Annotated in this window: 23 protein-coding genes; 6 read left to right on the forward strand and 17 right to left on the reverse strand. The window is 65.1% G+C overall.

The features are described 5' to 3' along the window. Nucleotides 1-13: 13 nt before the first annotated feature. The 3 genes from AC6LJY_RS20600 to AC6LJY_RS20610 are packed head-to-tail and all read right to left on the reverse strand — an operon-like array spanning nucleotide 14 to nucleotide 3,792. On the reverse strand, nucleotides 14-1,900 hold the full coding sequence (locus AC6LJY_RS20600) for a dipeptide ABC transporter ATP-binding protein (RefSeq protein ID WP_046802638.1): 1,887 nt from the start codon (nucleotides 1,898-1,900) through the stop codon (nucleotides 14-16). Between the two features lie 39 nt (nucleotides 1,901-1,939). Next, nucleotides 1,940-2,920 carry an isoaspartyl peptidase/L-asparaginase family protein gene (locus AC6LJY_RS20605; protein WP_046802637.1) on the reverse strand — a complete coding sequence of 327 codons (981 nt, stop codon included), beginning with the start codon at nucleotides 2,918-2,920 and terminating at the stop codon, nucleotides 1,940-1,942. Then, complete coding sequence (locus tag AC6LJY_RS20610; protein ID WP_498136652.1) at nucleotides 2,917-3,792, reverse strand: MurR/RpiR family transcriptional regulator; 876 nt, start codon at nucleotides 3,790-3,792, stop codon at nucleotides 2,917-2,919. The genes AC6LJY_RS20605 and AC6LJY_RS20610 overlap by 4 nt, the downstream gene beginning before the upstream one ends. A gap of 240 nt (nucleotides 3,793-4,032) precedes the next feature. Between AC6LJY_RS20610 and AC6LJY_RS20615 the strand changes: the two genes are divergently transcribed. Next, complete coding sequence (locus AC6LJY_RS20615; RefSeq protein WP_046802635.1) at nucleotides 4,033-4,491, forward strand: GNAT family N-acetyltransferase; 459 nt, start codon at nucleotides 4,033-4,035, stop codon at nucleotides 4,489-4,491. Nucleotides 4,492-4,590: 99 nt separating this feature from the next. Here the strand turns inward: AC6LJY_RS20615 and AC6LJY_RS20620 are convergent, their stop codons facing one another. From AC6LJY_RS20620 to AC6LJY_RS20630, 3 genes are all read right to left on the reverse strand, one after another. Beyond that, nucleotides 4,591-5,244 carry a CoA transferase subunit B gene (locus tag AC6LJY_RS20620; protein WP_046802634.1) on the reverse strand — a complete coding sequence of 218 codons (654 nt, stop codon included), beginning with the start codon at nucleotides 5,242-5,244 and terminating at the stop codon, nucleotides 4,591-4,593. 12 nt (nucleotides 5,245-5,256) lie between these two features. After that, nucleotides 5,257-5,955 carry a CoA transferase subunit A gene (locus tag AC6LJY_RS20625; RefSeq protein WP_046802633.1) on the reverse strand — a complete coding sequence of 233 codons (699 nt, stop codon included), beginning with the start codon at nucleotides 5,953-5,955 and terminating at the stop codon, nucleotides 5,257-5,259. A 247-nt stretch (nucleotides 5,956-6,202) separates the two neighbouring features. Next, nucleotides 6,203-6,658, reverse strand: coding sequence for an acyl-CoA thioesterase (locus tag AC6LJY_RS20630; RefSeq protein ID WP_046802862.1), 456 nt, complete (start codon nucleotides 6,656-6,658; stop codon nucleotides 6,203-6,205). 113 nt (nucleotides 6,659-6,771) lie between these two features. Here AC6LJY_RS20630 and AC6LJY_RS20635 point away from each other — a divergent pair, with 113 nt between their 5' ends. The 3 genes from AC6LJY_RS20635 (at nucleotide 6,772) to AC6LJY_RS20645 (ending at nucleotide 9,878) form a co-directional block, all read left to right on the forward strand. Further along, entirely contained in the window at nucleotides 6,772-8,418 is a 1,647-nt protein-coding gene (locus AC6LJY_RS20635) for an electron transfer flavoprotein-ubiquinone oxidoreductase (protein ID WP_046802632.1), read from the forward strand. A gap of 66 nt (nucleotides 8,419-8,484) precedes the next feature. Then, nucleotides 8,485-9,348: an NAD-dependent epimerase/dehydratase family protein gene (locus AC6LJY_RS20640; RefSeq protein WP_498136653.1), complete on the forward strand. Its 864-nt coding sequence runs from the start codon at nucleotides 8,485-8,487 to the stop codon at nucleotides 9,346-9,348. Between the two features lie 185 nt (nucleotides 9,349-9,533). Next, nucleotides 9,534-9,878 (forward strand): antibiotic biosynthesis monooxygenase family protein, encoded by a 345-nt coding sequence (locus AC6LJY_RS20645; protein ID WP_498136654.1) that lies wholly within the window; start codon nucleotides 9,534-9,536, stop codon nucleotides 9,876-9,878. 4 nt (nucleotides 9,879-9,882) lie between these two features. Here the strand turns inward: AC6LJY_RS20645 and AC6LJY_RS20650 are convergent, their stop codons facing one another. From AC6LJY_RS20650 to AC6LJY_RS20670, 5 genes are read right to left on the reverse strand one after another with little or no spacing between them, the layout of a single operon-like run. Beyond that, nucleotides 9,883-11,700: a dipeptide ABC transporter ATP-binding protein gene (locus AC6LJY_RS20650; RefSeq protein WP_498136655.1), complete on the reverse strand. Its 1,818-nt coding sequence runs from the start codon at nucleotides 11,698-11,700 to the stop codon at nucleotides 9,883-9,885. After that, nucleotides 11,697-12,533 carry an ABC transporter permease gene (locus tag AC6LJY_RS20655; RefSeq protein ID WP_104143054.1) on the reverse strand — a complete coding sequence of 279 codons (837 nt, stop codon included), beginning with the start codon at nucleotides 12,531-12,533 and terminating at the stop codon, nucleotides 11,697-11,699. The genes AC6LJY_RS20650 and AC6LJY_RS20655 overlap by 4 nt, the downstream gene beginning before the upstream one ends. A 7-nt stretch (nucleotides 12,534-12,540) precedes the next feature. Next, nucleotides 12,541-13,485, reverse strand: coding sequence for an ABC transporter permease (locus AC6LJY_RS20660; protein ID WP_046802627.1), 945 nt, complete (start codon nucleotides 13,483-13,485; stop codon nucleotides 12,541-12,543). Between the two features lie 6 nt (nucleotides 13,486-13,491). After that, complete coding sequence (locus tag AC6LJY_RS20665) at nucleotides 13,492-15,075, reverse strand: ABC transporter substrate-binding protein (protein ID WP_498136656.1); 1,584 nt, start codon at nucleotides 15,073-15,075, stop codon at nucleotides 13,492-13,494. Nucleotides 15,076-15,096: 21 nt separating this feature from the next. Beyond that, the gene (locus AC6LJY_RS20670; RefSeq protein ID WP_498136672.1) at nucleotides 15,097-16,197 is read right to left on the reverse strand and encodes a C45 family autoproteolytic acyltransferase/hydrolase; all 1,101 of its coding nucleotides are present in this window, start codon (nucleotides 16,195-16,197) and stop codon (nucleotides 15,097-15,099) included. A gap of 193 nt (nucleotides 16,198-16,390) precedes the next feature. Here AC6LJY_RS20670 and AC6LJY_RS20675 point away from each other — a divergent pair, with 193 nt between their 5' ends. Together AC6LJY_RS20675 and aptA are read left to right on the forward strand one after the other, a co-directional pair. Continuing rightward, nucleotides 16,391-17,275 carry a GntR family transcriptional regulator gene (locus AC6LJY_RS20675; protein ID WP_314361168.1) on the forward strand — a complete coding sequence of 295 codons (885 nt, stop codon included), beginning with the start codon at nucleotides 16,391-16,393 and terminating at the stop codon, nucleotides 17,273-17,275. Nucleotides 17,276-17,436: 161 nt separating this feature from the next. Continuing rightward, nucleotides 17,437-18,762, forward strand: a complete 1,326-nt coding sequence (gene aptA, locus AC6LJY_RS20680) for an omega-aminotransferase AptA (RefSeq protein WP_498136657.1) — start codon at nucleotides 17,437-17,439, stop codon at nucleotides 18,760-18,762. Nucleotides 18,763-18,799: 37 nt separating this feature from the next. Here aptA and ltaE read toward each other — a convergent pair whose 3' ends face one another. The 6 genes from ltaE to AC6LJY_RS20710 form a co-directional block, all read right to left on the reverse strand. Further along, nucleotides 18,800-19,810, reverse strand: a complete 1,011-nt coding sequence (gene ltaE, locus AC6LJY_RS20685; protein WP_046802623.1) for a low-specificity L-threonine aldolase — start codon at nucleotides 19,808-19,810, stop codon at nucleotides 18,800-18,802. A gap of 56 nt (nucleotides 19,811-19,866) precedes the next feature. After that, nucleotides 19,867-20,754: a DMT family transporter gene (locus AC6LJY_RS20690; protein WP_143215205.1), complete on the reverse strand. Its 888-nt coding sequence runs from the start codon at nucleotides 20,752-20,754 to the stop codon at nucleotides 19,867-19,869. A 126-nt stretch (nucleotides 20,755-20,880) separates the two neighbouring features. Continuing rightward, a complete protein-coding gene (acs, locus tag AC6LJY_RS20695) occupies nucleotides 20,881-22,860 on the reverse strand; it encodes an acetate--CoA ligase (RefSeq protein WP_143215204.1) in 1,980 nt (659 codons plus the stop codon). Between the two features lie 334 nt (nucleotides 22,861-23,194). Next, entirely contained in the window at nucleotides 23,195-24,538 is a 1,344-nt protein-coding gene (locus AC6LJY_RS20700; protein ID WP_498136658.1) for an MFS transporter, read from the reverse strand. After that, entirely contained in the window at nucleotides 24,535-24,942 is a 408-nt protein-coding gene (locus AC6LJY_RS20705; RefSeq protein ID WP_006218075.1) for a heme-binding protein, read from the reverse strand. The genes AC6LJY_RS20700 and AC6LJY_RS20705 overlap by 4 nt, the downstream gene beginning before the upstream one ends. Further along, nucleotides 24,939-26,867, reverse strand: a complete 1,929-nt coding sequence (locus AC6LJY_RS20710; RefSeq protein ID WP_498136673.1) for a propionate--CoA ligase — start codon at nucleotides 26,865-26,867, stop codon at nucleotides 24,939-24,941. Before AC6LJY_RS20710 ends, AC6LJY_RS20705 begins: the two co-directional genes overlap by 4 nt. Between the last annotated feature and the right edge of the window lie 8 nt (nucleotides 26,868-26,875).

Consider the following 26,875-nt stretch of genomic DNA (forward strand, 5'->3'; position numbering starts at 1 on the left):
TACGACAACGGAATCAATACGCGCCGCCGACCGGATGGCGGGCAACGAAGTGATCGGTTCCAACCTGCACCAGCGGCTGCACCACCGGCTCGTCGCCGAGCTTGCGGATCGGGCTGGGGATTTCATCGGACAACAAGGTGCGCTTCAGGTGGCGACGCGCCGGATCGGCGATCGGCACGGCCGACATCAGCTTCTTGGTGTACGGGTGCTGCGGATTTTCAAAGATGGCGCGGCGCGGGCCGATCTCAACGATCTGGCCCAGGTACATCACCGCCACGCGGTGGCTGACGCGTTCCACCACGGCCATATCGTGCGAGATGAACAGGAACGAAATGCCCATGTCGCGTTGCAGATCGATCAGCAGGTTCACAATCTGCGCCTGAATTGACACGTCCAGCGCCGACACCGACTCGTCCGCGATCACGACCTTGGGGTTCAGCGCCAGCGCGCGCGCGATGCAGATGCGCTGGCGTTGGCCGCCCGAGAATTCATGCGGATAGCGCTGCGCCATTTCAGGCGGCAGACCCACGCGTTCCAGCAATTCCGACACGCGGCGTTCGGCTTCCTTGCCCTTGGCCACGCCGTGCACCAGCAGCGGCTCCATGATCGAGAAGCCGACGGTGACGCGCGGATCCAGCGAGGCGAACGGGTCCTGGAACACGAACTGGATGTCGCGGCGCAGGGACTGCAATTCGTTGTTCTTCAGGCTGACGATGTCGCGCCCGCCGAACTTGATCTCGCCCGCCTGGCTATCGACCAGGCGCAGCAGCGACCGGCCGGTGGTGGACTTGCCACAACCGGACTCGCCCACCAACGAGAGCGTTTCGCCGGGGTACAGGTCGAAGCTGACCTGTTCGACCGCGTGCACGCGGCGCTGCACGCGGCTGAGAATGCCGCCGCGCAGGTCAAAGCGGGTCACCAGGTTGCGCACCGACAGAATCGGTTCGCGCTTGGCGGCCGGCACTTCCTGCGTGCTGGTGATGCCAGGCTCGGCCACGGGCTGGGCCTGGCCTTCCACTTGCAGCAGCGGGAAGCGCGCGGGCAGATCGGTGCCTTCCATGGCGCCCAGCTTGGGCACGGCCGACAGCAGCGCCTTGGTGTAGGTGTGCTGCGGCGCCGAGAACACTTGTTCAGACGGGCCTTCTTCAACCTTGTCGCCGCGGTACATGACCAACACGCGGTCGGCCACTTCAGCCACCACGCCCATGTCGTGGGTGATGAACACCACGCCCATGTGCATTTCTTCCTGAAGCTGACGGATCAGTTGCAGGATCTGCGCCTGGATGGTGACATCCAGCGCCGTGGTCGGTTCGTCGGCGATCAGCAGCGCGGGCTTGCAGGCCAGCGCCATGGCGATCATCACGCGTTGGCGCATGCCGCCCGACAGTTGATGCGGGTAGCGGTCCAGCACGGACTTGGCTTCCGGGATGCGCACCTGTTCCAGCATGCGCAGCGCTTCGGCGCGCGCGGCGGCGGCGTCCTTGCCCTGGTGCTGGCGGATCGATTCGGCGATCTGGTCACCGGCGGTGAACACCGGGTTCAGCGACGTCATCGGCTCCTGGAAAATCATGGCCATGTCGGCGCCGCGCACATTACGCATGACGCGCTGGCTGGAATTGGCCAGGTCGATCACGGAACCGTTGCGGCGGCGCAGCGCCATGTGGCCCTGGGCGATGCGCCCACCGCCATGTTCCACCAGACGCATGAGCGCCAGGGACGTCACCGATTTGCCCGAACCCGATTCGCCCACGATGGCCAGGGTTTCACCCCGGTCCACATGGAACGACAGGTTGCGCACGGCTTCGACCGTGCGCTCGGAACCCACGAAGCGCACCGTCAGGTCGTCGACCTGGACCACGCGGTTTTCCGGCAGCGCCAGGCTGTTTGCGCGATCAACCATCTTTATTAATCCCCAAAATCAAAACAGAACCCGTCACGCTTATCGGTAGATAGCGGTGACCGGCTTTTCGCCAACGCGGGCGTAACCGCGATACATGCCTTCCGTGTTGAACGGCAAGGCCACATTGCCCTGGGCGTCAACGGCCACCAGGCCGCCCTTGCCGCCGATGGTGGGCAGTTTTTCCATCACGACGCGGTCGGCCGCCTCTTGCAGCGACGCGCCGCTGTATTCCATCTGTGCCGCCACGTCGTAAGCGGCGACCATGCGGATGAACATCTCGCCGGTGCCCGTGGTGGATACCGCGCAGGTCTTGTTGCTGGCGTAGGTGCCGGCGCCGATCAAGGGCGCATCGCCCACGCGGCCGACCTGCTTGTTGGTGATGCCGCCGGTCGAGGTGGCCGCGGCCACGTTGCCTTGCGCGTCGACAGCCACCGCGCCCACCGTGCCGAACTTCTTGTCGGCGTCCAGCGGGTCGGCGGGTGCGGGCTGGCCGCGCGCGACCATGGCCTGGCCGTCGTGGTCGAGCACGGCGGCGTCAGGCGTTTCGCGCTGCACGCGCAGCAGTTGTTCGCGGCGGGCGTCGGTAGAGAAATAGGACGGGTCCACGATCTCCAGGCCTTCGGCCTTGGCGAAGGCTTCAGCGCCCTCGCCCACGAACAGCACGTGCTTGCTGTTTTCCATGACTTTGCGCGCGGCAAAAATGGGGTTGCGCACGCAATTGACGTTGGCAATCGCGCCCGAACGCAGCGTGGCGCCGTCCATGATGGCGGCATCCAGTTCGTGCGTGGCGGCGCTGGTGAACACGGCGCCGTGGCCCGCGTTGAACAGCGGGCAATCTTCCAGCAGGCGCACGGCTTCGGTAACGGCGTCCAGGGCGCTGCCGCCACGGGCCAGCACGGCCTGGCCGGCCGTCAGGATGGACTCCAGGGCGGCCAGGTATTCCTGTTCTTTCTCGGGCGACATGGCCGCGCGGGACATCGCGCCGGCGCCACCGTGAATGGCAATCACGGGTTGAATCATCGTTTACCTACTCCATGGATAAGCCACGGCATCACGGACTGGGTCACCCCAGCGGCTGCCGCAACGGAATTCTTGGCCCGATAGGCCACGGCCGCGGACAGGGCTTCGATGAGGCCCAGCGCGGCGGTTTCGGAATTGGGAATCAGCTGGCGCGCGGAAAACGCGTACAGCACAACGGAGGCCGTCGGCGCCAACGGCGATGTGGGCTTGTCGGTCAGCACCAGCACCGGCACGCCGGCCTGCTTGGCGGCGGCGGCCAGCGTTACCGTGTCGGCCAGATAGCGAGGGAAACCGATCGCGATCACCAGGTCGTTGGACGTCATGCGCGACATCTGCCGAGCCGCGTGCGACACGCCGCCGGGGCCTGCCAGCGATTCAACGGAATGCAGGTGCATGCACAGGCCGCGCTGCAACAGGCCGGCCAGGAAACCGCTGGCGCCGAAACCGATGATGAACACGCGTTCGGCCGCCAGGATCGCCTGCACCGCCTGCTCACAGGCCACGGAATCCAGCGACTGCAAGTTGCGTTGGGCGTTGCGGATGTCTTCTTCCAGCGTGGCGGCAAAGATCTGCACGGCACTGGCGGAATGGGCCAATTCGGTGCGCAGCTTTTCCACGGGTTCCAGCGCGGCTTCGAAGCCACGTGCCAGTTCGGCACGGAACTGGGGGTAGCCGGGCAGATCCAGCGCGCGCGCAAAGCGATTCGCCGTGGCCACGGATACGCCCACTGCCGCCGCGAATTCGTCGATGGTCATGGTGGCGACGCGAAACTGGTGCGCCAACACGTATTCGGCCATCTTGTGCTGCGTCCGGCTCAGCGCGGGCTGGGCCCGGGCGATCCGATCAGCGATCGTAAGTACGGCCTTGTTCATCGTTTGCGGGGGTTCGGCTTATCTGGCGATTGTGTAAATCTGTTTACACGCAAATTTTAAATAAGAAAATTCCTTTTCATACTCAGGGTATACCCGTGAATTTATGTAACAACGGTGGATAGGTCGGAATGGGAGGCGAAGCGCAAGCCGGATAGACACAGAAAAAAAACGGGGCCGCTTTGAGGTACGCTATCGGCGCTCTGCTTTTCCCTTTTCGACCCGCTGACTTGGACTGCCGCAATGCCCGACTGGATTTGCAAACCCCACCAGGAACTCACCGTGCCGGAGATCTACGCGATTCTTCGGCTGCGCACGGAAGTGTTCGTCGTTGAGCAAAACTGCGTTTTCCAGGACATCGACGGCAAGGACCTGATGGGCCAGACGTCGCACCTGATGGCATGGCAGGACGGGCAGCTGGCCGCATATTGCCGCATCCTGGACCCGTCGCTGAAAGACGGCCAGATTGAAGTCGGCCGGGTGATCACCGCACCCTGGACGCGCGGCCAGGGCCTGGGCCACGAGCTGATCCGCCACGCCATGGCCGAAGTGCGCCAACGCTGGCCGGGCCGCGCCATGTATCTGGGCGCGCAGGCGCGGCTGCGCAACTACTACGGCGGGCACGGCTTTGTGCAGGTCACCGAGGAATACATTGAAGACGGCATCCCGCATGTGGGGATGCGCCTGGACGCGGCGGCGTAGCGCCTCGCGCCCCCTACCGCAGAAATGAAAACGCCCCTTTGCGGGGCGTTTTCATTGGTGCATCTAGGGTCGCCTACAAGGGTCGCCTACAAGGGCCGTTTACTTGACCGAAGACACGTCCAGCTTGGCCAGCGTCTTGGACTGGATTTCGTCCACCGTGACGCCTGGCGCCGTTTCCAGCAGCTTCAGGCCGTTTTCGGTGACTTCCATCACGCCCAGGTCGGTAATGATCAGGTCGACCACGCCCACGCCCGTCAGCGGCAGATTGCATTCGGGCAGCAGCTTGATGTCTTCGGTGCCGTCTTTCTTCTTGGCCACGTGCTCCATCAGGACCACGACGCGGCCTACGCCGGCCACCAGGTCCATCGCGCCGCCCATGCCCTTGACCATCTTGCCGGGGATCATCCAGTTGGCCAGGTCGCCCTTTTCGGACACCTGCATCGCCCCCAGGATGGCCAGGTTGATCTTGCCGCCGCGGATCATCGCGAACGAATCGGCCGACGAAAAGATCGACGAGCCCGGCAACGTCGTTACCGTCTGCTTGCCGGCGTTGATCAGGTCGGCATCGACTTCATCATCGGTGGGGAACGGGCCAATGCCCAACAGGCCGTTTTCGGATTGCAGCCACACCTCCACGCCCTTGGGCACGTGGTTGGCAACCAGGGTCGGCAAGCCGATACCCAGGTTCACATAAAAACCGTCTTGCAGCTCGCGCGCGGCGCGCGCCGCCATTTCATCGCGGGACCATGCCATGTCGTCTTCTCCTTAGGCCGGGCGAGTGGTGCGTTGTTCGATGCGCTTTTCCGGCGTCGTGTTCAGCACGATCCGTTGCACATAGATGCCGGGCAGGTGGATCTGATCGGGATCCAGGCTGCCGGTGTCAACGATCTGTTCAACCTCGACCACCGTGAACTTGCCGGCCATCGCGACGTTCGGGTTGAAGTTGCGGGCCGTCTTGCGGAACACCAGGTTGCCGCTGCGGTCGGCGATGTGCGCCTTGACCAGCGACACGTCCGGCACCAGCGAACGCTCCATCACGTATTGCTGGCCGTCGAATTCGCGGATTTCCTTGCCGTCGGCCACGATGGTGCCCACGCCCGTGCGGGTGAAGAAGGCGGGAATGCCCGCGCCGCCTGCGCGCAGCTTTTCAGCCAACGTGCCCTGCGGGGTGAATTCAAGTTCGAGCTCGCCGGACAGGTACTGGCGTTCGAATTCCTTGTTCTCGCCCACGTAGGACGCGATCATCTTGCGTACCTGACGCGTGTTCAGCAACTGGCCCAGGCCAAAGCCGTCGACGCCCGCATTGTTGCTGATGCAAGTCAGGTCCTTCACGCCCGAATCGCGCAGCGCGGCGATCAGGGCTTCGGGAATACCGCAAAGGCCGAAACCGCCCACGGCGATCATCTGACCGTCCTTGACGATGCCTGCCAGCGCCTCCTGGGCGCTTGCAAAAACCTTGTCCATCGCTCCAACTCCTAGTTAAGGTCTAACCGAAGAGAGCCCGCCCCGCCGCTTGCGCGGTGTGTCCCATGGGATCAAAGAAAGCCGGGGTGAGCCCTGTTTTTCCTGGAGCGCGGCTGCCGGCGTCGGCCCCAGATGGCATCAAGACACTGTCCGATGTCTCTGGGTTGCGGCGCCGAGGGTGGCGCGCCCCTTTATTTTTCGTGATTTTGCGCTTGATTTTAACGGCATGACGGGCGTTTTAGCGCCGTTATTCTGACGCCGCCGCCTGGAATTGCGTCGCCATTTGGGCCAGCACTTCGGGCGGCCACGGTGCGGACGTATTGGCCACGTAATCCATCCAGACTAGCACGTTGCGACCGCGCGCATAGGGGCCGGCGTCGTCGCCGACCTTCTCAAGCAGCAGCTCGAATTCGGCGCTGGAACGGCCAATGCGCGTGACTTTGTGCGTGACTCGGACCGTAGCCGGGTAGGTCAGCGGACGCAGGAAATCGCACGAGGCGTGGGCCAGGATCGCGCCGTTATCGGCGGGCAACGCAAAGCCCGCGTCGTACAGAATCTGCATGCGGGCCTCTTCCATGAGGCGGAAATACAGCGTGTTGTTCAGATGATTCAAGGCGTCAGAGTCGCCCCAACGCAAAGGCAATTCGGTCTGATGGGTATCGCCCACCGCCAGAATCCGCGCAGACAGATTGTCCGGGTTCACCAATTACTCCTGAAGACTAAAAGAAATACGAAGGCATACACGGCCTCCGCCTGCAATACAATCGCCGATATTACTTCCAGCCAAATATGGAATACATACGGGGAGCTTTGCAAATGTCTGAACGCGAGTCGATGGAATATGACGTGGTCGTGGTTGGCGGTGGACCCGCCGGCCTGGCCACCGCAATCCGTCTAAAGCAGCTGGCCGCTGAAAAGAATCAGGAAATCGGCGTATGCGTGCTTGAGAAGGGCGCGGAGCTGGGTGCGCACATCCTGTCCGGCGCCGTCATGGACCCGTTGGCGCTGACCGAGCTGATTCCCGACTGGAAAGAAAAAGGCGCGCCGCTGAACGTGCCGGTCACGCAGGACAAGTTCATGTTCCTGTCCCAGACCGGCGCGCGCACCACGCCGAACTGGCTGCTGCCGCCCTGTTTCCACAACGAAGGCAACTACATCGTCCGTCTGGGCGACGTCGTCAAGTGGATGGGCGAGCAAGCCGAAGCGCTGGGCGTGGACATCTTCCCGGGCTTTGCCGCGGTTGAAGTGCTGTACGACGAAAACGGCGCCGTCCGTGGCGTGGCCACCGGCGACATGGGCGTGGCGCGCGACGGCTCGCACACCGACCACTACCAGCCCGGCATGGAACTGCATGCCCGCTACACCGTGTTCGGCGAAGGCTCGCGCGGCCAGCTGGGCCGCCAGCTGATCGAACGCTTCAAGCTGGACGACGGGCGCAACCCGCAGTCCTACGGCATCGGCATCAAGGAAATGTGGGAAGTGGACCCGGCGCAATCCAAGCCCGGCCTGGTTATCCACACCGCCGGCTGGCCGCTGGATTCCGACACCTACGGCGGTTCGTTCCTGTACCACCTGGACAACAACCTGGTGGCCGTCGGCATGATTGTCGGCCTGGACTACGCCAACCCCTGGCTGTCGCCGTTCGAAGAATTCCAACGCTACAAGACGCACCCCGCCATACGCGGCACGTTCGAAGGCGGCAAGCGCATCGCCTACGGCGCGCGCGCCATCACGGCGGGCGGCTTGATGTCGCTGCCCAAGCTGACCTTCCCGGGTGGCGTGCTGGTGGGCTGCGAAGCCGGTTTCCTGAACGCCTCGCGCATCAAGGGCAGCCACGCCGCCATCAAGTCGGGCAAGATGGCCGCCGAAGCCGCGTTCGACGCCTTGCTGGCCGACCGCCGCCAAGACGAACTGGCCGCGTATCCGCAGGCCTTCGAAGCGTCCTGGCTGCACACCGAATTGAACAAGGCCCGCAACTTCAAGCAGTGGTTCAAGAAGGGCCGCACGGTGGCCACCGTGATGACCGGGGTCGAGCAGTTGCTGCTCAAGGGCAAGATGCCCTGGACCTTGCGCCACAACAAGCCCGACCATGCCTGTCTGCAACCGGCGTCGGAATGCGCGCGCATCGACTACCCCAAGCCCGACGGCAAGCTGACGTTCGACAAGCTCAGCTCGGTGTTCATTTCGAACACCAACCATGAAGAAAACGAGCCCGTCCACCTGACCCTGAAAGACCCGTCAGTGCCGGTGCAGGTGAACCTGGCCAAGTACGGCGGCCCGGAATCGCGCTACTGCCCGGCCGGCGTGTACGAGTTCATCAAGGACGATCACGGCGAGGACCGCTTGCAGATCAACGCGCAGAACTGCGTGCACTGCAAGACTTGCGACATCAAGGACCCCACGCAGAACATCGTCTGGGTGGCCCCGCAAGGCGGCGAAGGGCCGGTGTATAGCGGTATGTAATCCTGGCCGGGCACATCCCCAGTAACAAGGCACCTCTTGGGTGCCTTTTTTTTCAGGCGGCACATCATGACTGAACGCGTATTGCTCATTGGCTGCGGTGACCTTGGCCAGCGCGTGGCCCGGCGTTTCCTGGCGCGCGGCGACCACGTGCACGCGCTGCGCCGCCAACCGCCCGACGACGACAGCGGCATCCAATGGCTGCAAGGCGACATTACCCGCGCGGATTCCCTGCCCGCCTTGCCATCAGGCGTGACACGGCTGATTCACCTGCCCGCCCCCGGTGGGCGCGACCCGGCCTTGTATCGCGGCGTCTTCATCGACGGCTTGCAGAACGTGCTGAACCTGTTGGACACGTCGCGGCTCAAGCGCGTGGTGTTCGTGTCATCCAGCGCCGTGTATGGCGAACACCATGGCGACTGGGTCACCGAAGACACGCCGCCCGCGCCGCAAGGCTTCAACGGCAAGATTCTGCTTGAAGCAGAAGCCGCGCTGGCCGCGCGCGGCCTGTCGTCTACCGCGCTGCGGCTGGCGGGGCTGTACGGGCCTGGCCGGCTGCAATTGATCGAACGCCTGCGCAGCGGCGCGGCGGGCGCGCCGACGCAGCCTGAACATTGGGCCAACCGTATCCATATCGACGACGCGGCCGCCGCCGTGCTGCATCTGGCGCTGTTGCCCAAGGTTGAACCGGTTTATATCGGGTGCGACGACACCCCGCTGCCACTGCACACGCTTTACGCCGATCTCGCTGCCATGATAGGTGCGCCCGCGCCACGTATCGCCCCTGCCCCCGCCAATGTGGGCAGCAAGAAGCTCAGCAACGCGCGGCTGCGCGCCAGCGGCTTCACGCTGCAATGGCCGGACTCACGCCAGGGCTACGCGGCGGTGCTGCGCGTAGCGGGCGCCCGCGGGCCGGACACGCCGCAGGCATAGTTCGGCCGGCATCGAATCGTTGCGTGCCCGGGCGGCGGATACTGGCAGCCGGATTTCCTATCGGGCGCGCTGCTCCATTTGCTGCACGCAGGCGCCGACGCGGCCGCCCTGGCATCCCGCTTCCGGTATCGGCCGCTGCCCAACGCACGCGTGCCGCAGTTTGCATTTTCAAAGGAACCCGCACCATGATCGCCGTGATATTCGAAGTCGAACCCGCCAATGGCAACCCCGATCCCTATCTGCACATTGCCGCCGGTTTGATCGACGAGCTCAAGGCCATCGACGGCTTCATCTCGGTGGAACGCTTTCAAAGCCTGAGCACGCCGGGCAAGCTGCTGTCCCTGTCGTTCTGGCGCGATGAAGACGCCGTCAAGCGCTGGCGCTCGCTGGAGTCGCATCGCCGCGCCCAGAAAGCGGGACGCGGCGGCGTGTTCCAGAACTATCGGCTGCGCGTCGCGCAGGTGCTGCGCGACTACGGCATGAACGCGCGCGACGAAGCGCCCGCCGACAGCCGCAGCCGGCACGGCTGACGCGTCAGGCGGCTACCGTTTCGGCCAACGCCACGCCGGCTGCCAGCGCAACGCGATGCGTGGCGCCGGATGCGGCCACCGGCGTCATGGCAGGCGCGGCCTCGTCCGCGCTGCGGGACGGATCAAAGTAGTCCGCATCGGCGCGGCGCGTGCCGGCGGGCAGCTCGCGCACTTGCACACGGAATCCGTCTGCCGCATTGCCGCGCAATTCGGGCACGGCCTGCAACAGCCGGCGCGTGTACGGATGCGTCGGATGGTCGAACACCTCGTCGCGCGATCCCTCTTCGACGATATGCCCGCGCAGCATGACGACCACGCGGTCGGCGATCTGCTCGACCACGCCCAGGTCATGGGAGATCAGCAGACACGCAAAGCCATAGGAACGCTGCAATGACATCAGCGTTTCCAGAACCTGCTTCTGCACGGTCACGTCCAGCGCCGACACGGGTTCGTCCGCGATGATCACTTCCGGCCGCATCACCAGCGCCCGCGCAATGGCGACGCGCTGGCGTTGCCCGCCCGACAGCTCATGCGCATAGCGCTCGGCATAGCCGTCGCCCAAGCCCACATCGCGCAACGCCTGGTCCACGCGCTGTTGCCGGGCATCCGGCGTGATGCCCGCTTCCAGCCGCAGCCCCTCGCCCACCAGCGCGCCGATGGTCATGCGCGGATCGAGCGACGAGTACGGGTCCTGGAAGACCATCTGAATGCGGCGGCGCGCCGTGCGCCAGATGCCGCCCTCGCCGCCCGGCGGCAACGCTTGCCCATCCAGCGCAATGCGTCCCTGCGCCTGCGGCACCAGGCCCAGAATCGACATCATGACGGTCGTCTTGCCGCTGCCCGATTCGCCCACGATGGCCAGCGTTTCACCGGGCGCCACGTGAAAACTCGCCTGATGCACCGCGCGCACGAATCGCTTGCGGCGCCAGCCACCGCGTACGGCGTAGTCGATGGCCAGTTGATCCACCTGCAAGATCGGCGCACCCGTCACAGGCGCGCGCGCCGGACCGCGCTTGGGCAGCGCGTCCAGCAAGCTCAGGGTGTACGGGTCCGCCGGGCGCGACAGCACTTGCGACACCTCGCCCGTTTCCACCGCGCGCCCCCGGCACATCACCAGCACGCGCTGCGTGTACGCGGCCACCAGCGCCAGATTGTGGCTGATAAAGATCAGCGCCGTGCCTTGCTCGCGCGTCAGCTCGACCATCAGGTCCAGCACTTCTTTTTGCACGACGCAGTCCAGCGCGGTGGTGGGTTCATCGGCGATCAGCAGGCGCGGCTTGAGCAGCATGACGCCGGCCAGCAGGATGCGCTGCCGCATGCCGCCCGAGAATTCGTGGGGATACCGCTTCATGCAATCGCGCGCATCGCGCACCCGCACGCGTTCGAGCATCTGAACGGCCGCATCCCAGGCCGCGCTGCGCGTCATGCCCCGGCGCAGGACCAGGGCTTCGATCAGCTGTTCGCCCACGCGGAACGCGGGGTTCAGGGACACCATGGGTTCCTGGAACACCATGCCGATACCGGTGCCGCGCGTGGCCTGCCAGTCGCGCGCACTTTGCGGCAGCACGTCGCGGCCGTCGAACAATGCCTGCCCGTTAGTAATGCGCGCGGCATCCGGCAACAGGCCCAACAGCGCCTTGCCGATCAGCGTCTTGCCGCTGCCGGATTCGCCCACGATGGACAGCGATTCACCCGCCTTCAGGTCAAAGGACACGCGGTTTACCACCGGTGCGGCATCGCGCTTGCCGGGAAAGCGGATTTCCAGATCGCGCACCGACAACAAGGGCGCAGCGCCTGCCAGGGAATGGTCAGGTGCGTTCATGCCGTCACCCCCCGCATGCGCGGATCCAGGCGGTCGCGCACGGCGTCGCCCAGCAGGTTGATGCCCAGCAGGCTTAGCGAAATCATTGCGCCCGGAAACAGCGCCAGCCAGATCGCCTGGTCCATGGCGTTGCGGCTTTCGGACAGCATGCCGCCCCACGTCGCCAAGGGTGGCGGCACGCCCAGCCCCAGAAAGGACAAGGCGCTTTCCGCCAGCAGCGCCGACCCGAAGATGGACGTTGCGAAGATCAGCAGCGGCGCCACGCAGTTGGGCAGCACGTGGCGGAACACCGTCCACAGGCCGCTATGCCCGGTGGCGCGCGAGGCGATGACGAAGTCACGCTGCCGCAGCGACAGCGCCGCGCCGCGCGCAATGCGCGAGACGGATGGCGAATACGCCAGGCCCAGCGCCAGCACCACGCCCCACTTGGACGGCCCCAGCACCGTCATGATGCCCAGCGCCAGCAGCAAGCCGGGAAACGCCATCATGGAATCGACCAGCACGCTGATGCCACGATCCACCCAACCGCCCGCATAGCCCGCCGCCACGCCGATGGTCGTGCCCAGCACCAAGGCCAGCAGCACCGAGAACACGCTGACCGCCACGCTGACGCCCGCGCCCGCCATCAGGCGCGACAAGACGTCGCGACCGAACTCGTCGGTGCCCAACCAATATTCGGACGACGGCGGCGAAAAGCGCGCCAGCAGATCGCCTTCCAGCGGGTCGTGCGGCGTGTACACCAGCCCCACCAGCGCCAGCAGCACCACGCCCGCCACCAGCGCGCCGCCCACCACGGCATTGGTATGTTTGAAACCCGGTTTGAAACCCGTCATGACGTTCCTATTGAAGCTTCACGCGCGGATCGAACAGCGGATACAGCAGATCCACCACCAGATTGACCGCCACGTACAACAACGCAATAAACAGCAGGCAGCCCTGCACCACCGGGTAGTCCCGTGCATAGATGCTTTCCACCAGCAGCCGGCCGATGCCCGGCAAGGTGAAGACGGTTTCAATCACCGCCGCGCCCGACAACAGATGGCCCAGCATCAGGCCGATGACGGTGAGCGTGGGGCCGAAGGAATTGGGCAACACGTGCCGCAGCATCACGCGCTTTTCGGGCAGCCCCTTGGCGCGCGCGTGCGCCACGTATTCCAGCCGCAACGTTTCGATGGTGCTGGCGCGCATCATCCGCGTGATCGCGGCAATCTCGGTCAACACGATGGCGCATACCGGCAGCACCAAGTACTTCAACGCGCCCAGACCGCTTTGCGCCATCGACTCAAAGCCATACACGGGCAGCCAGTTCAGCTTCACGCCAAACAGCCAGATCAGCAGAATGCCGACCCAGAAGCTGGGCATGGACACGAACAATATCGAGGTGGAAACGATGGCCGTATCCGCGCGCCGGTTTTGCCGCCACGCCGCAATCATGCCGGCGGGAATGGCCACCAGGCAGGCCAGCAACGTTGCCGTCAACACCACCTGCGCCGTCACCGCGAAATGCGTCAGGACCAGGTGCATGACGGGCTCGCGGCGGGCAATGGACATGCCCAGATCGCCATGCAGCGCATTGCCGACCCAGATCAGGAACTGCTCGCCCACGGGGCGGTCCAGGCCCAGGGCGTGGCGCATTTCGGCCAGCAGCGCGGGGTTGTCGATGTCGCCCAGCATCAGCGATGCGGGGTCGCCGGGTATGGCGCGGATCATGCCGAAGACCAGCACTGTCACCACGATGATCGTGGGCACCGCCGCCGCGATGCGCTTGGTTAGATAGCCCAGCACGGCGCCTCAGTTCTTGGTGACGTTGAAGAAACGCGGCTTGCGCAGCGGCCAGCCGGTAAAGCCGTGAAGCTGGCTGGATACGACGACGTAGCCGGGCTTGTTGTAGTACATCAGCAGCGGCGTATCGCGCAGCATCAGCGCGTGCAGCTTGTCGAACGCCTGCTTGCGCGTGGCCGTGTCGGACTCGGCCTCGATGCCTTCAAGCAGGGCCGCGGCCTCGGGGCTTTCCCATTGCGCCATGGGCGTCCTGGACTTGTCGCCGATCACGTCGCGATACATCAGCGCGGGCTCGGTGCGCGCCGAATACGCAAAGGCCATCAGCTGGAACTTGCCTTCGCGAAAGTTCGTGACCTGCGTGCCCCATTCCAGCATGTCCAGCTCGGTCTTGATGCCGGCCTTGTTCAGCAACTGCTGGGTGACCACTGCCACGCGGTACAGGTAGGGATAGCGCTTGTTGGCCTGCAACTTCAGCGTTTCGCCTCGATAATTGGCGGCCTGCAACAGGCGCTTGACCTCGCTCAGGTTCTTTTCGTAGCCCGCCTTGTCAGCCTCGGAGTAGTACACGCTTGCAATCGGCACCAGCGACGGGTTGTACGCCGCCTGACCGTTGTTCAGCGCGCGGGCGATGGCGGGAAAATCCAGCGCCAGCGCGATGGCGCGGCGCATGTTGACGTCGGACAGTAGCGGCGCGCGCGTCTGCATCAACAGGTTGACGGTGTCCAGCCCTTGCTCGGTGACGATGGACCAGCGCGGGTCTTTCGCCGGCAGGTTGTCTTCGTCGGCGTTGTAGGCGTCAACCTGGCCGGCCATCAGCGCGGCCTTTTGCGCGGCGGCGTCCGGAATCACCACAAAGCGCACGTTGGCCGATGCCACCTTCTTGCCGGCCATGCCGCTGGCCGCCTCGCTACGCGGCACATAGCCGGCATACGGCGTCAGCAGCACGTATTGTTCTTTCTTCCATTCGGCCAGTACGTACGGGCCGGTGCCGATGGGCTTGATCCACTTGCCGTCGGCGTCGACGCTTTTCGGGCTGAGCACCGGCATCGGGCATTGCACGCTGGCCATCTGGTCCAGGAACAGCGCATAGGGCGCATCCAGCGTGAAGACCACGGTGCCGGGGTCCGGCGTTTGCACGTCCACCACCTTGGCGCCCTTGCTGCCGTCGTAAAGATTCTTGCAGGCGTATTCGGACTGCGCGCCGGTCAGGTAGCCGTACGTCCATTTGACGTCGCTTGACGTCATCGGCGAGCCATCGTGGAAGGTCACGCCCTGGCGCAGCTTGAAGGTATAGCTGCGCTTGTCGTCGGACAGCGTCCAGCTGTCGGCCAGCATGGGGCCCACGCTCATGTCCGCGCGCAGCGCGACCAGCGATTCGACCACGTGAGCCAGCACGTTGTCGGTGGACGTGTTGCGCGAGCGGCCGCCGGGCACGGACGTGGGCGTGCCCGAGCCTTCGGCGTAGCGGATCTCGGGCAGCGGGGACGACGCGGGGGTTTGGGTTTGGCTCAGCCCCGGCAGGCCCGTCAAGGCGCCGGCCAGGGCAGCGGATAACATTAGCGCGCGCTTGCCGCGCAAGACTTTCGACGTCATGAAATGGTCTCCTGGCGCGGCTTAGAACAGCCGGTATTCAGCAAAATTGCGGCCTTCATAGGGCTTGCGCGCAATCCACATCACGCCGCTTTCCGGCTCCATCAGCGTGGTGGCCACGGTGGCCGAAATGCTGTCGAAGCTGGCCGGCTTGGGCGAACGCAGCACGCCGTCGGGCGCGGCGAAATCATCGGCCAGGATGCGCTTGACGGCATCCCAACCGACCTTGCCGCCCTGGCGCGCAAGCATGTCCTCAACGCGTCGCTGGCGATAGATGGAATCAGGGTTGGCGGCCAGGCCCTTGTCGAACAACTTGGCGCGCGCGGGCGGGCTGATCCAGTGGTTGGCATGCACCAGCAGGCCGTCCTGCGGCCTGATCCAGAAGATTTCGTCCGGCGCGCATTCCAGGTCCACGGCCTCGCCCTGTGCCTGGGCCAGCATCAGGTTGTTGGAGCAGAAGCGGCGCGACGCCCACAGCACTTTCATGGCGTTGCAGATGTTGGTGGCTTCCAGCATCTTGCGGCGCACCAGCACCAGCGGCACCTGTGCGGGCCGTTGATAGTCTTGTTCGCATGACAGGAAATTGCCGGACAGCGATACGCCCGCGCTGTTGAAACCGTGGCGCGCCAGGCTGCCCGCCTCGGTGAACATCAACAGGTCGGGCCCGTCTTCACGGCGCATGCGCACGACGATGCCGGTGTCGACGCATTCTTCGCGCCAGTCCCAGTTGTGGGCGTGCATCAACTTGCCCTCGGCGCTGGCTTCGGGCAATACGACCAGGCCGGTGCAGCCGTCGTCCAGCCCCTTGCGGGCGCGCCCCAGTTCCGCATGGCCGAACATCATTTCGGTGCGGCAGTTGATGACCACCACATCTTCCAGCGACTGTCCGGCGCCATCGGCGATGCCGCGCAATTCTTCCAGGTAGGCAGCGTCGTAGTCGCCCACCACCGGCACCATGGCAGCGGCCAGTTCCTTCAGGCGGGCGGCGTCCACGCCACGGCGTTCCAGCTGGCCCCGATACAAGGCCACGCTGCGCGCCACGTGTTCCGGCACCGCCGAGCCATGCTGGCGGCCGCGTTCATAAGGACTGCCCTGGACGTCGACCAGGGGAAACGGGGTAGGCATCGTCACGCTAGCAAAACTCCGGGATAGGGCCGAACGGCGGCCTGGGTGATACGGTCAGAATCGACGGCCAAATTTTGTACTAATATAGTAAAAAGTTCAATATTAGGGTTTGCCCGGGCCTGATTCAAAAGCGATGGCGCTCCGGTACCATTGCCCTACCATCCTTGCCTGCCCTTTTCCCCTCTGACGCGCCATGCCCCCCGCCGCTCCTGCCCGCCCTACTCCGCTGCAAGTCGACCTGGCGCGACACATCGCCGAAGACATCGTGGCGCGGCGGCACGAGCCCGGCGCACACCTGTCGGAAGAAACACTGGCGGCCGCTTACGAGGTGTCGCGCACGCCAGTACGCGGCGCGCTGCGCCTGCTGGCCGCTCAGGGCTTGATCACGCATCGGCCCAACAGCGGCTATACCGTGTCCGACCATGCTGCGGCGTCAGCGCCCCCGGCCATTGAAGGGGCCGGCCCCACGCAGGAAGAGCTGACGCGCCAGTTGATCGATGACCGCGCGTCGCGCCAACTGCCCGAGACCTTTACCGAACGTGATCTGTTGCAGCGCTATGACGCGCCGCGCAGTGTGCTGGCCAAGACCTTGCTGCAACTGTCGGCGGATGGCCTGATCGAGAAGCGCAAGGGGCATGGCTGGCAATTTGCCCCGTCGCTGGAAAGCGCCGAAGCGCTGAACGAAAGCTATCGTTTCCGCATGACGGTGGAATGCGCCGGGCTCCTGGAGCCCACATTCCGCGTGGACAAAGCGGCGCTGGCGCGCATGCGGGCCGCGCATGAGGCCTTGATCCAGCGCGACGACGCCGACATTTCGGCTACTGAATTTTTTGGCCTGAATGCGTCGTTCCACGAGCTCCTGGCGCGCTTCTCCGGCAACCGCTACATCCTGCAAGCGGTGCAGCAGCAAAACCATCTGCGCCGGCTGGAAGAGCACGCTGCGTTCTATCGCGACGCGCGTTTCGTCAATTCCAGCAACGAACACCTGCAAATCATCGACGCGCTGGAATCCGGCGACCAGGAGTGGGCGTCGCAATTGATGCGCCGCCACCTGAAAGCGTCGCTCCAAGCCTCCTGACCCGCTTACCCCTCCGCCTGCGCCCGCTTCGGCCAGGGTGGGCTCGCGCGCGACTGCATGATGTGCCGCGGATGGGCCTGCGCGACGACCCGTATTGTATTTATCGTTGTATTAATACAAAATATACGGACCTGAACTCTCCTTGAAGCAGGATCGTCCCCATGTCCTCGTCCCCCTCCGCCCTTTCTCAAACCGACGCCTATTGGATGCCGTTTACCGCCAACCGGCGGGTCAAGCGCAACCCGGTACTGTTTGCCGCCGCCGAAGGCATGCACTACATCCGGCCGGACGGCCGCCGCGTCCTGGACGGCATCGCCGGCTTGTGGTGCGTGAACGCGGGCCATCGCCGCCCGGAAATCGTGGAGGCCATCGCGCGAACCGCGCATGAACTGGATTACGCACCGTCGTTCCAGATGAGCCATCCCCTGGCCTTTGAACTGGCGGACGCGCTGTGCGCCGAGGCGCCCGATGGCTTTTCCAATGTGTTCTTTTCCAATTCGGGATCGGAAGCGGTGGACACCGCGCTGAAGATTGCACTGGGCTATCACCGGGCGCGCGGCCAAGGCCAGCGCGTGCGGCTGATCGGGCGCGAACGCTCGTATCACGGCGTGGGGTTCGGCGGCCTGTCCGTGTCGGGCATCGGCGGGCATCGCAAACCCTTTGGCAATCTGCTGCCCTATGTGGACCACCTGCCCCACACCTATGATCGCCAGCAGATGGCGTACACGCGCGGTCAGCCGGATTGGGGCGCGCACCTGGCCGACACGCTGGAGCGCATTGTGGCACTGCACGACGCCTCGACCATCGCGGCCGTCATCGTCGAACCGGTGGCCGGTTCCACCGGCGTGATCGTGCCGCCGCGCGGCTATCTGCAACGGCTGCGCGAGATCTGCGATGCGCACGGCATCCTGCTGATCTTCGATGAGGTGATCTGCGCATTCGGACGCATCGACGGCGCGTTCGCGTCGCCCTATTTCGGCGTCAAGCCCGACATCATCACCAGCGCCAAGGGCCTGACCAACGGGGCGATTCCGATGGGCGCAACGCTGGTGCGGCAACACGTGTACGACGCGTTCATGCAAGGGCCGGAAAGCGCCATCGAGCTCGCGCACGGATACACGTATTCGGGCCACCCCGTGGCCTGCGCGGCGGGCTTGGCGACGCTGGACATCTGCCGTCGCGAGGGCTTGTTCCAACGCAGCCAGGAACTGGCGCGTTACTGGGAAGACGCCGCGCACAGCCTGAAGGGGCTGCCGCATGTGGTGGACATCCGCAACATCGGCCTGCTGGCCGCCATTGAACTGGCGCCGCTGGAGGGTCAGCCGGGGCAGCGCGCCTATGCCGTGCACAACGCCTGCCTGGAACGCGGCTGCCTGATCCGGTCGGCGGGCGACACGATGCTGCTGTCGCCCCCGCTCATCATCGAACGCAACCAGATCGACGAGCTGTTCTCGGTGCTGGCGGACGTGCTGCGCGCCGGCGCCTGACGCTGCCCGCCGCCCCCTGGGCCGCTATCAGCCGCTATCAGGCCAGGTGGCGCGCCACGGCCTGCACCACGCGCTGGACGTCGTCGGCCGACACGTCCAGGTGCGTGACCAGGCGCGTCGGCCCACCGTACACCGCGCGCATCAGGATGCCTTCCTTGCCCAGCGCTTCGGTCAGCGCATCGCAACGGGAAGGCTGGAATTCCACGAACAGCATGTTGGTGTCCTGGCTCAACACCTTAACGCCGGCAATGCCGCGCAGCCCTTCCGCCATGGCGCGGGCATTCTCGTGGTCTTCTGCCAGGCGCGTCACATGATGGTCCAGCGCATACAGGCAGGCCGCGGCCAGCACGCCGGACTGGCGCAAACCGCCGCCCAGCATCTTGCGCCAGCGGTGCGCGCGACCGATCAGTTCCGCGCTGCCGACCAGCACCGAGCCCACGGGCGCACCCAGGCCTTTTGAAAAACAAATGGAAACCGAGTCGAAGGGCTGGCACATGTCGGCCAGCGGCTTGCCACTGGCCACCGCTGCGTTGAACACACGCGCCCCGTCCAGGTGCGTGGCCAAGCCTTCTTTGCGCGCCCAGTCGGTGGCGGCCTGGATGTAGCCGGCGGGAATCAGCTTGCCGTGAAACGTGTTTTCCAGCGCCAGCAAACGCGTGCGCGCAAAGTGCGGATCGCCCTGGGGCTTGACGGCGGCCGCCAGCTTTTCCAGCGGCAAGGAACCATCTTCGGCATGCTCGATGGGCTGCGGCTGGATGCTGCCCAACACGGCCGCGCCGCCGCCTTCGTACTTGTAGGTGTGCGCCAACTGGCCCACCAGGTATTCGTCGCCACGATCGCAATGCGCCATCAGCGCGGCCAGGTTGCTTTGCGTACCCGACGGAAAGAACAGGCCGGCGGCCTTGCCGGCGCGCTCGGCCACGGCAGCCTGCAACTGGATCACGGTGGGGTCGTCGCCCATCACGTCATCGCCCAACGGGGCGGAAACCATGGCCTGCAACATGGCGGGCGTCGGCCGGGTGACAGTGTCGCTACGCAGATCGATCATGGGGAATCCTTGATAGGAAAAAGGAGATCGGGAAGGGAAATCGAAGAGCCCGCGGATCAAGCGGCGCGGGCGGCGGGCGCCGCGCGGCTGACCACGAAGATGCCGGCCAGGATAAGAACCATGCCGCCCAGCTCGCCCAGCGACGGCCGTTCGGACAGGATGGCCCACGCCAGCAACATGGCCACAACAGGCACGCCCAGGCTGGACAGGCCGGCGATGGATGCGGGCACGCGGCGCACCACCTGCAACCACAGCAGCCAGCCGGCGGCCGTGGCAATCAATACGATGTAGGTCATGCCCGCCCACAACTGCCAGCCCCACTGCGCGCTGATCTGCGGCACGAGATACGCCACGGGCACCATGACCAGCCCGCCAAACAACATCTGCCAGGCCGTGAACGTCATGACGTCGGGCGCGTGCCGCTCGAACATGCGCTTGGACAGCACTGTGCCTACCCCCCAGCACAGGCCGCTGCCCAGGCCCAACAGCACGGGCCGGATATCGCCCAGGCCATTCCAGGGCTCCACAAAACAGATCAGGCCGATCGCCGCCAAGCCGATGCCCACGCCATGCTTGGCCGATGGGCGTTCGCCCAGCAGCCACCACGCAAACAGCACCACCCAGAACGGCATGGTGTAGGCCATCAGCGATACCTTGCCCACGCCGCCCGACACCAGCGCCGTCTGCACGAAGCCCTGGAATCCGGCCGTCTGCGTCAAGCCGATCAGCAAGGTCAGCTTCCAGGGCGGCATGCCCAGCGGCCGGCGCGTGGCGATGGCCAGCGCGAACAGCACCAAGGCGCCCACGACGTATCGCAACGCCACGAAGTCGAACGGGCCGATGTAGGGCACGATCAGTTTCATCGCTATCCAGCTGCCTGCCCAGACCACGATGGTGCTGAACATCAGGGCCAGCCCTGCGCGATCGAAACTGCTGCGGCTCACGTCCATGGCTCCGTCTTGTGAGGGGAATAAAAGAAAAGACGCCCGGACCGGCGCTTACCGGTGCGGGCGTCTGACATTATGCTCCTGTCGCCAGGACGTCGATCGGCCGCTGATGGCCGATCGTGCTTACAGAGGTTTGGCCAACTGTTCCAGAATGGCGGGGTTTTCAAGCGTGGAGACGTCCTGCGTGACTTCCTCGCCCTTGGCCACTACGCGCAGCAGGCGGCGCATGATCTTGCCCGAGCGGGTCTTGGGCAGGTTGTCGCCAAAGCGAATGTCCTTGGGCTTGGCGATCGGGCCGATTTCCTTGGCGACCCAGTCGCGCAGCTGCTTGGCGATGGCTTGCGCCTGTTCGCCTTCCGGGCGCGCCTGCTTGAGCACCACAAACGCCACAACGGCTTCGCCCGTGGTGTCATCCGGGCGGCCCACCACGGCGGCTTCGGCCACCAGTTCGTGCGCCACCAGCGCCGATTCGACTTCCATCGTGCCCAGGCGGTGGCCCGACACGTTCAGCACGTCGTCGATGCGGCCCATGATCCAGAAATAGCCGTCCGCGTCGCGCTGCGCGCCGTCGCCGGCCAGGTAGTACCCGCGCAGTTCGGACGGGAAGTAGCTTTTCTTGAAGCGCTCGGGGTCGCCCCAGATGTTGCGGATCATGGCGGGCCACGGGCGCTTGATGACCAGGAAACCGCCATTGCCCTTTTCGACATCGCCACCGGTTTCATCCACGATGGCGGCAGCGATACCCGGCAGCGGCAGCGTGCACGAACCGGGCTTGGTGGGCGTGGCGCCCGGCAGCGGCGTGATCATGTGGCCGCCGGTTTCCGTCTGCCACCACGTGTCCACGATGGGGCAGCGTTCGCGGCCGATGTGCTTGTGATACCACATCCACGCTTCGGGGTTGATGGGTTCACCGACCGTGCCGATGATGCGCAGGCTGTCCAGGTCGTAGTTTTTGGGATGCGCCTCCGGCGTGGCTTCGGCGGCCTTGATCAGCGAACGGATCGCGGTGGGCGCCGTGTAGAACGTGGTGACCTTGTGGCGCGCGATCATGTCCCAGAAGCGGCCGGCGTTGGGATAGGTGGGCACGCCTTCGAACACCACCTGCGTCAGCCCGGCGGCCAGCGGGCCGTAGGTAATGTAGGTGTGGCCGGTAACCCAGCCCACGTCGGCGGTGCACCAGTAGACGTCGTCTTTACGGGCGTCAAAGGTCCACTTCACCGTCAGCAGCGCCCACAGCAGGTAACCGGCCGACGAGTGCTGCACGCCCTTGGGCTTGCCAGTGGAACCGGACGTGTACAGGATGAACAGCGGGTGTTCGGCGTTGACCGGCACGGGCTCGCAGGTGTCGGGCTGGTTGGCCTCGACATCGTGCATCCAGAGGTCGCGCGCCTCGTTCCATTGGACTTTGCCGCCGGTGCGGCGATACACGATCACCTTGGACACGGCTTCGCAGCCGCCCATGGCAATGGCGTCTTCCACGGCCGGTTTCAGCGGAATGGTCTTGCCGCCGCGCACCTGTTCGTCGGCGGTGATGACCAGCGATGCGCCCACGTCCACGATGCGTTCCTGCAGGCTCTTGGCGGAAAAGCCGCCGAACACCACCGAGTGCGTCACGCCCAGGCGCGCGCAGGCTTGCATCGCTACCACGGCTTCGATCGACATGGGCATGTAGATGATGGCGCGGTCGCCTTTCTTGTAACCCAGGCCGGTCAGGCCATTGGCAAAGCGGCACACGCGCGCCAGCAGTTCGCGGTAGGTGACCTTGTTGACCGTGCCGTCATCGCCTTCGAAGATGATGGCGGTCTTGTCGGCGTTGCCGTTGGTCAGGTGCACGTCCAGGCAGTTGGCCGATACGTTCAGTTCACCGTCGCCGAACCAGCGGTAGAACGGCGCGTCGGATTCGTCCAGCACTTGCGTGAACGGCTTGGTCCATTTCAGATTATCCCGGGCCTGACCGGCCCAGAAACCGTCGAAGTCGTTTTCAACCTGGGCGCACAGGGCGTTGTAGGCGTCCATGCTGGGAATCGCCGCTCCGTTGGCCGCGCGCTCGGGCGGCGGGAAAACGCGGGTTTCTACCAGGACGGACTCAATTGCTTTCGACATGATCTTGTCTCCAAACGGTGATTTTGTTGTTGATGCCGCTGTTTTCGCCTTGGCCGCCGCACCGCGGGCTTCACAAAGGAAGTGCGGCGCAGGGACAGTTTCTTTATCTACCCACCACCGTATCGCCACGCTCTTACGGGCACCTTACGCAAAATGCGGGCCAGAGCCCGCAATGCCGTATCCCGCAGTACCGCTGCAACCCGGCGGCATCGGCCATCAGGCCAACATGCCGGCAATCAACGCAAGGCATCGCGCATCACGCGCGATGCCTTGAAGGCAGTGCATAAGGATAGCAGCCCAGCGGCGCCCCTGGCAGGCCGGCGGCCCGGCACATTCAGGCGGCGGGGCTGCGCGCCAAGCCGCGTTTCATGTCCACGCGCGACAACAGGGCGAGGCCGCCCACGAAGAACAGGCCAGTCACCAGGATGGCCAGACGATGATTGCCATCGGTGGCCCAGGTGACCACGCCGTAGGTCAGCGGCCCGATCACGGCGGCCAGCTGCACGGCAAAGGTCCAAAGCGAATAGAACTCGGCCAGGCGACCAGCGGGGGCAAGCGCGCCTGTCATGGCACGGCCCGCGCTTTGGGTGGTGCCCATGCACAGCCCGGCCAGCGTGGCGGCCACCCAGAATACGGGCGCGGTCACGGCCGAATAAGCCACCAGCACCATCACGATCCAGCCGCCCAGGGTAATGGCCAGCGCCGGCTTGTGGCCGATGCGGTCTTGCACATAGCCGAACGAAAACGCGCCTACCGCCGCGCCGATGTTCACGGTGAACACCAGCAGCATGATTTGCGGCGTCGTGAAGCCCATGACTTCGGATGCATACACGGCGGCCAGCGTGATGACTACCGAAATGCCCGCCTGATAGCAGGCGATGCACATCAGCAGGCGACGGAATTCGGGAAAGTGCTGGCCGGTGTCGCGCCACGCGTAGGCCAGGCGGCGCAGCATATGCAGCGCTTGCGGCTTGACGGCCTTGGGCCGTGCGCGCTCTTTCAGCAACAGGAAGGACGGCAGCGCCGCCAGCGCGAATACCGCGCAGGTCACAACGATGACCCAGGGCACGAAATGTTCGGCGGTCATGCCGTCGGCTTCGGCCGAGGTCACGACCAGCAGCGACAGGCCCAGGGTAAGCATCCCGCCGCAATAGCCGAAGCTCCAGCCCCATCCCGACACGCGGCCCAGCGCGGCTGGCCGGGCCAGTTCGGGCAGGAATGCCGCCACCACGGATTCACCCACGCAGTAGCAATAGTTGGACACCACGATGGCCGCCAGCGCCAGCCATACATCGCCGGGGCCGGCTTGCGTCAAGACCAGCGTGGCGGCCACGCAGCCAATGGTGCTGGAATACAGCAGCCGACGCTTGCTGCCGGCGGCGTCGGCGCGCGCGCCCAGCGTGGGCATCGTCAACATGATGAGCAAATAGGACAGCGACAGCGCCGCGGTCCAGGCCAGCGTGGCCCACGGCGCCTTGCCGCCGACCACGCCAACAAAATAGGTGCTGAACACCGCCGTGAGAATGACGGTGGTGTAGCCGGAATTGGCGAAGTCGTACATGGCCCAGGCCCAGACTTCGCGCTTGGCCACGCCGGGATTCAAGGCGCTGTCGCGCCCTGCTCCGGCGTCCGGCGTGGAACCGCCCGCGGGCGGTTCCGGCAATTGCGCCTGGCTCACAGGCCCAGCGCGGCAATGCCCGCTTGGGCGATCAGCACGTCTTCGGTCGACTTCACGCCCGACACGCCGACAGCGCCGACCACATGGCCATTGACGGTGACCGGCACGCCGCCTTCCAGCATGCCTTCGATCAACGGGGCCGACAGGAACGACACGCGGCCGTTGTTGATCATTTCTTCGTAGATGCGCGACTCGCGGCGGCCCAGCGCGGCGGTCTTGGCCTTGGCCGGCGCGATGTGCGCCGAGATCGGGGCCGCGTCGTCCAGGCGCAGCATGCCAAGCAGGTGGCCACCGTCATCGACCACCGAGATGGTCACGGCCCACTTGTTCTGCACGGCGTGTGCTTCGGCCGCGGCGAGGATCTTCTTGACGTCTTCGGCGCTCAGCACGGGTTTGGTATTCATTGCAGCGACTCCTTGATCTGTTCCAGGGCGGATGGGTCTTCAATGGTCGTCAGGTCTCCGGGCTCGCGTCCTTCGCACACGGCGACGATCGCGCGGCGCAACACCTTGCCGGACCGGGTCTTGGGCAATGCGCCCACGAACCGGATCCGGGCGGGCCTTGCGACGGCGCCCAGCTGATCTTCCACCAGGCGCATGATATCGCCTTCCAGCTGCTTTGCCCCGGCGGGCGTCGCGGCCATGTCGGGATTCTTCAAGACCGCGAACGCCATGGCCACCTGCCCCTTCAACGGATCGGCCACGCCCACCACCGCGCATTCGGCGATGGCGCTGTGGCTGTTGACGGATTCTTCGATCTCGCGCGTGCCCAAACGGTGCCCTGCCACGTTGATCACGTCGTCCGTGCGGCCCAGGATGAACCAATAGCCATCGGCGTCCACGCGCCCCCAATCAAAGGTGGAATACACCTGCCGCCCCGGAATCGACGTGAAATACGTCTGCACGAAACGCGCATCGTCGCCCCAGATGGTGGACATGGCGCCGGGCGGCAGTGGCGGCACGATGGCCACCACGCCCTTTTCGTCCGGGCCCAAGTCTTCGCCCGTGGCCTCGCTGACGATGCGCGCGTCAAAACCGTAGACGGGAAAAGACGGGCTGCCGAATCGGGTCGGCACGTTCTCCACGCCCGGCTGCGCGGAAAGAATCGGCCAGCCGGACTCGGTCTGCCAGTAGTTGTCGATGATGGGCTTGCCCAGGCCTTGCGATATCCAGGTGGCAGTGGGCTCGTCCAGCGGCTCACCGGCCAGGTACACCGCACGCAGGGTGGACAGGTCATGGCGCTGGAGCAGCGCGGGGTCCTGGCGCTTGAGCACCCGCACGGCGGTAGGCGCCGAGAACAGCGTGTTGACCCCAAAGCGTTCCACCAACTGCCACAGAATGGCGCCGTCGGGGCGCACCGGCGTGCCTTCGTACAGCAGCGTGGTCTGCCCGCCGATAAGGGGGCCGTACACAATATAGGAATGCCCGACCACCCAGCCGATGTCGCTGGTGCAGAAAAAGGTGTCACCCGCGCGGCCGTTGAACAGATATTCCATGGACGAGGCCAGCGCCACGGCATAGCCGCCGGTGTCACGCTGCACGCCCTTGGGCTTGCCCGTGGTGCCGGAGGTATAGAGGATGTAGCTGGGTTCGGACGACTCCAGCCATTGCACCGGCACCCGGGCGCCGCGGTGGCGTTCGCGCAGCGTGGCGTAGTCATGGTCGCGCCCGGCCACGGGTTCGAAGGGCGACAAGCCCCGGTCAAACACCACGACCGAGGCAGGCGGGGATTTCGCCAGGCTGAGCGCCTTGTCCAGCAAGGGCTTGTAGGGCACCACCTTGCCGCCGCGCGAGCCGCCATCCGTGCAGACCACCACCTTGGGCGCCGCATCGTCGATGCGCTGCGCCAGGTTGACCGACGCAAAGCCGCCGAACACCACCGAATGCACCGCGCCGATCCGCGCGCAGGCCAGCATGGTGAACACCGCCTCGGGCACCATGGGCATGTACAGCAGCACGCGGTCGCCGCGCGCAACACCCAGCTCCACGAGCATGGCGGCGGCCGCATTGACCTCTTCGTAGACCTCCTGCCGGGTATAGATGCGTTCTTGGTCGACCTCGGTGGACACCCAGATCAGCGCGGGCTTGTCGCCCTGCGTGGGCAGCCACCGGTCGACGGCGTTGTAGCAAAGATTGGTCGTGCCGCCCACGAACCACTTGGTGAATGGCGGGCGCGAAAAATCCAGTACAGACTCAAAGGGCGTATCCCAATGCACGCGCCCGGCCTCCTCGCGCCAGAACGCATCGCGGTCATGCAATGATCTGTAATGGAAATCCCGGGTTTTTTGCATTTGTGTCTCCTGGTATTGTTCGTACGCCTTAAGGCTGATTGATTTCT

The organism is Achromobacter sp. RT286_PF (genome assembly GCF_059760425.1).

Coding starts and splice junctions, on each gene's coding strand:
- AC6LJY_RS20650 (WP_498136655.1), bottom strand. CDS start 11,700: ATGAACGCACCTGACCATTCCCTGGCAGGCGCTGCGCCCTTGTTGTCG.
- aptA (WP_498136657.1), top strand. CDS start 17,437: ATGTCCTCGTCCCCCTCCGCCCTTTCTCAAACCGACGCCTATTGGATG.
- AC6LJY_RS20610 (WP_498136652.1), bottom strand. CDS start 3,792: ATGAACAAGGCCGTACTTACGATCGCTGATCGGATCGCCCGGGCCCAG.
- ltaE (WP_046802623.1), bottom strand. CDS start 19,810: ATGATCGATCTGCGTAGCGACACTGTCACCCGGCCGACGCCCGCCATG.
- AC6LJY_RS20675 (WP_314361168.1), top strand. CDS start 16,391: ATGCCCCCCGCCGCTCCTGCCCGCCCTACTCCGCTGCAAGTCGACCTG.
- AC6LJY_RS20620 (WP_046802634.1), bottom strand. CDS start 5,244: ATGGCATGGTCCCGCGATGAAATGGCGGCGCGCGCCGCGCGCGAGCTG.
- acs (WP_143215204.1), bottom strand. CDS start 22,860: ATGTCGAAAGCAATTGAGTCCGTCCTGGTAGAAACCCGCGTTTTCCCG.
- AC6LJY_RS20705 (WP_006218075.1), bottom strand. CDS start 24,942: ATGAATACCAAACCCGTGCTGAGCGCCGAAGACGTCAAGAAGATCCTC.
- AC6LJY_RS20655 (WP_104143054.1), bottom strand. CDS start 12,533: ATGACGGGTTTCAAACCGGGTTTCAAACATACCAATGCCGTGGTGGGC.
- AC6LJY_RS20645 (WP_498136654.1), top strand. CDS start 9,534: ATGATCGCCGTGATATTCGAAGTCGAACCCGCCAATGGCAACCCCGAT.
- AC6LJY_RS20640 (WP_498136653.1), top strand. CDS start 8,485: ATGACTGAACGCGTATTGCTCATTGGCTGCGGTGACCTTGGCCAGCGC.
- AC6LJY_RS20625 (WP_046802633.1), bottom strand. CDS start 5,955: ATGGACAAGGTTTTTGCAAGCGCCCAGGAGGCGCTGGCAGGCATCGTC.
- AC6LJY_RS20635 (WP_046802632.1), top strand. CDS start 6,772: ATGTCTGAACGCGAGTCGATGGAATATGACGTGGTCGTGGTTGGCGGT.
- AC6LJY_RS20605 (WP_046802637.1), bottom strand. CDS start 2,920: ATGATTCAACCCGTGATTGCCATTCACGGTGGCGCCGGCGCGATGTCC.
- AC6LJY_RS20615 (WP_046802635.1), top strand. CDS start 4,033: ATGCCCGACTGGATTTGCAAACCCCACCAGGAACTCACCGTGCCGGAG.
- AC6LJY_RS20665 (WP_498136656.1), bottom strand. CDS start 15,075: ATGACGTCGAAAGTCTTGCGCGGCAAGCGCGCGCTAATGTTATCCGCT.
- AC6LJY_RS20600 (WP_046802638.1), bottom strand. CDS start 1,900: ATGGTTGATCGCGCAAACAGCCTGGCGCTGCCGGAAAACCGCGTGGTC.
- AC6LJY_RS20670 (WP_498136672.1), bottom strand. CDS start 16,197: ATGCCTACCCCGTTTCCCCTGGTCGACGTCCAGGGCAGTCCTTATGAA.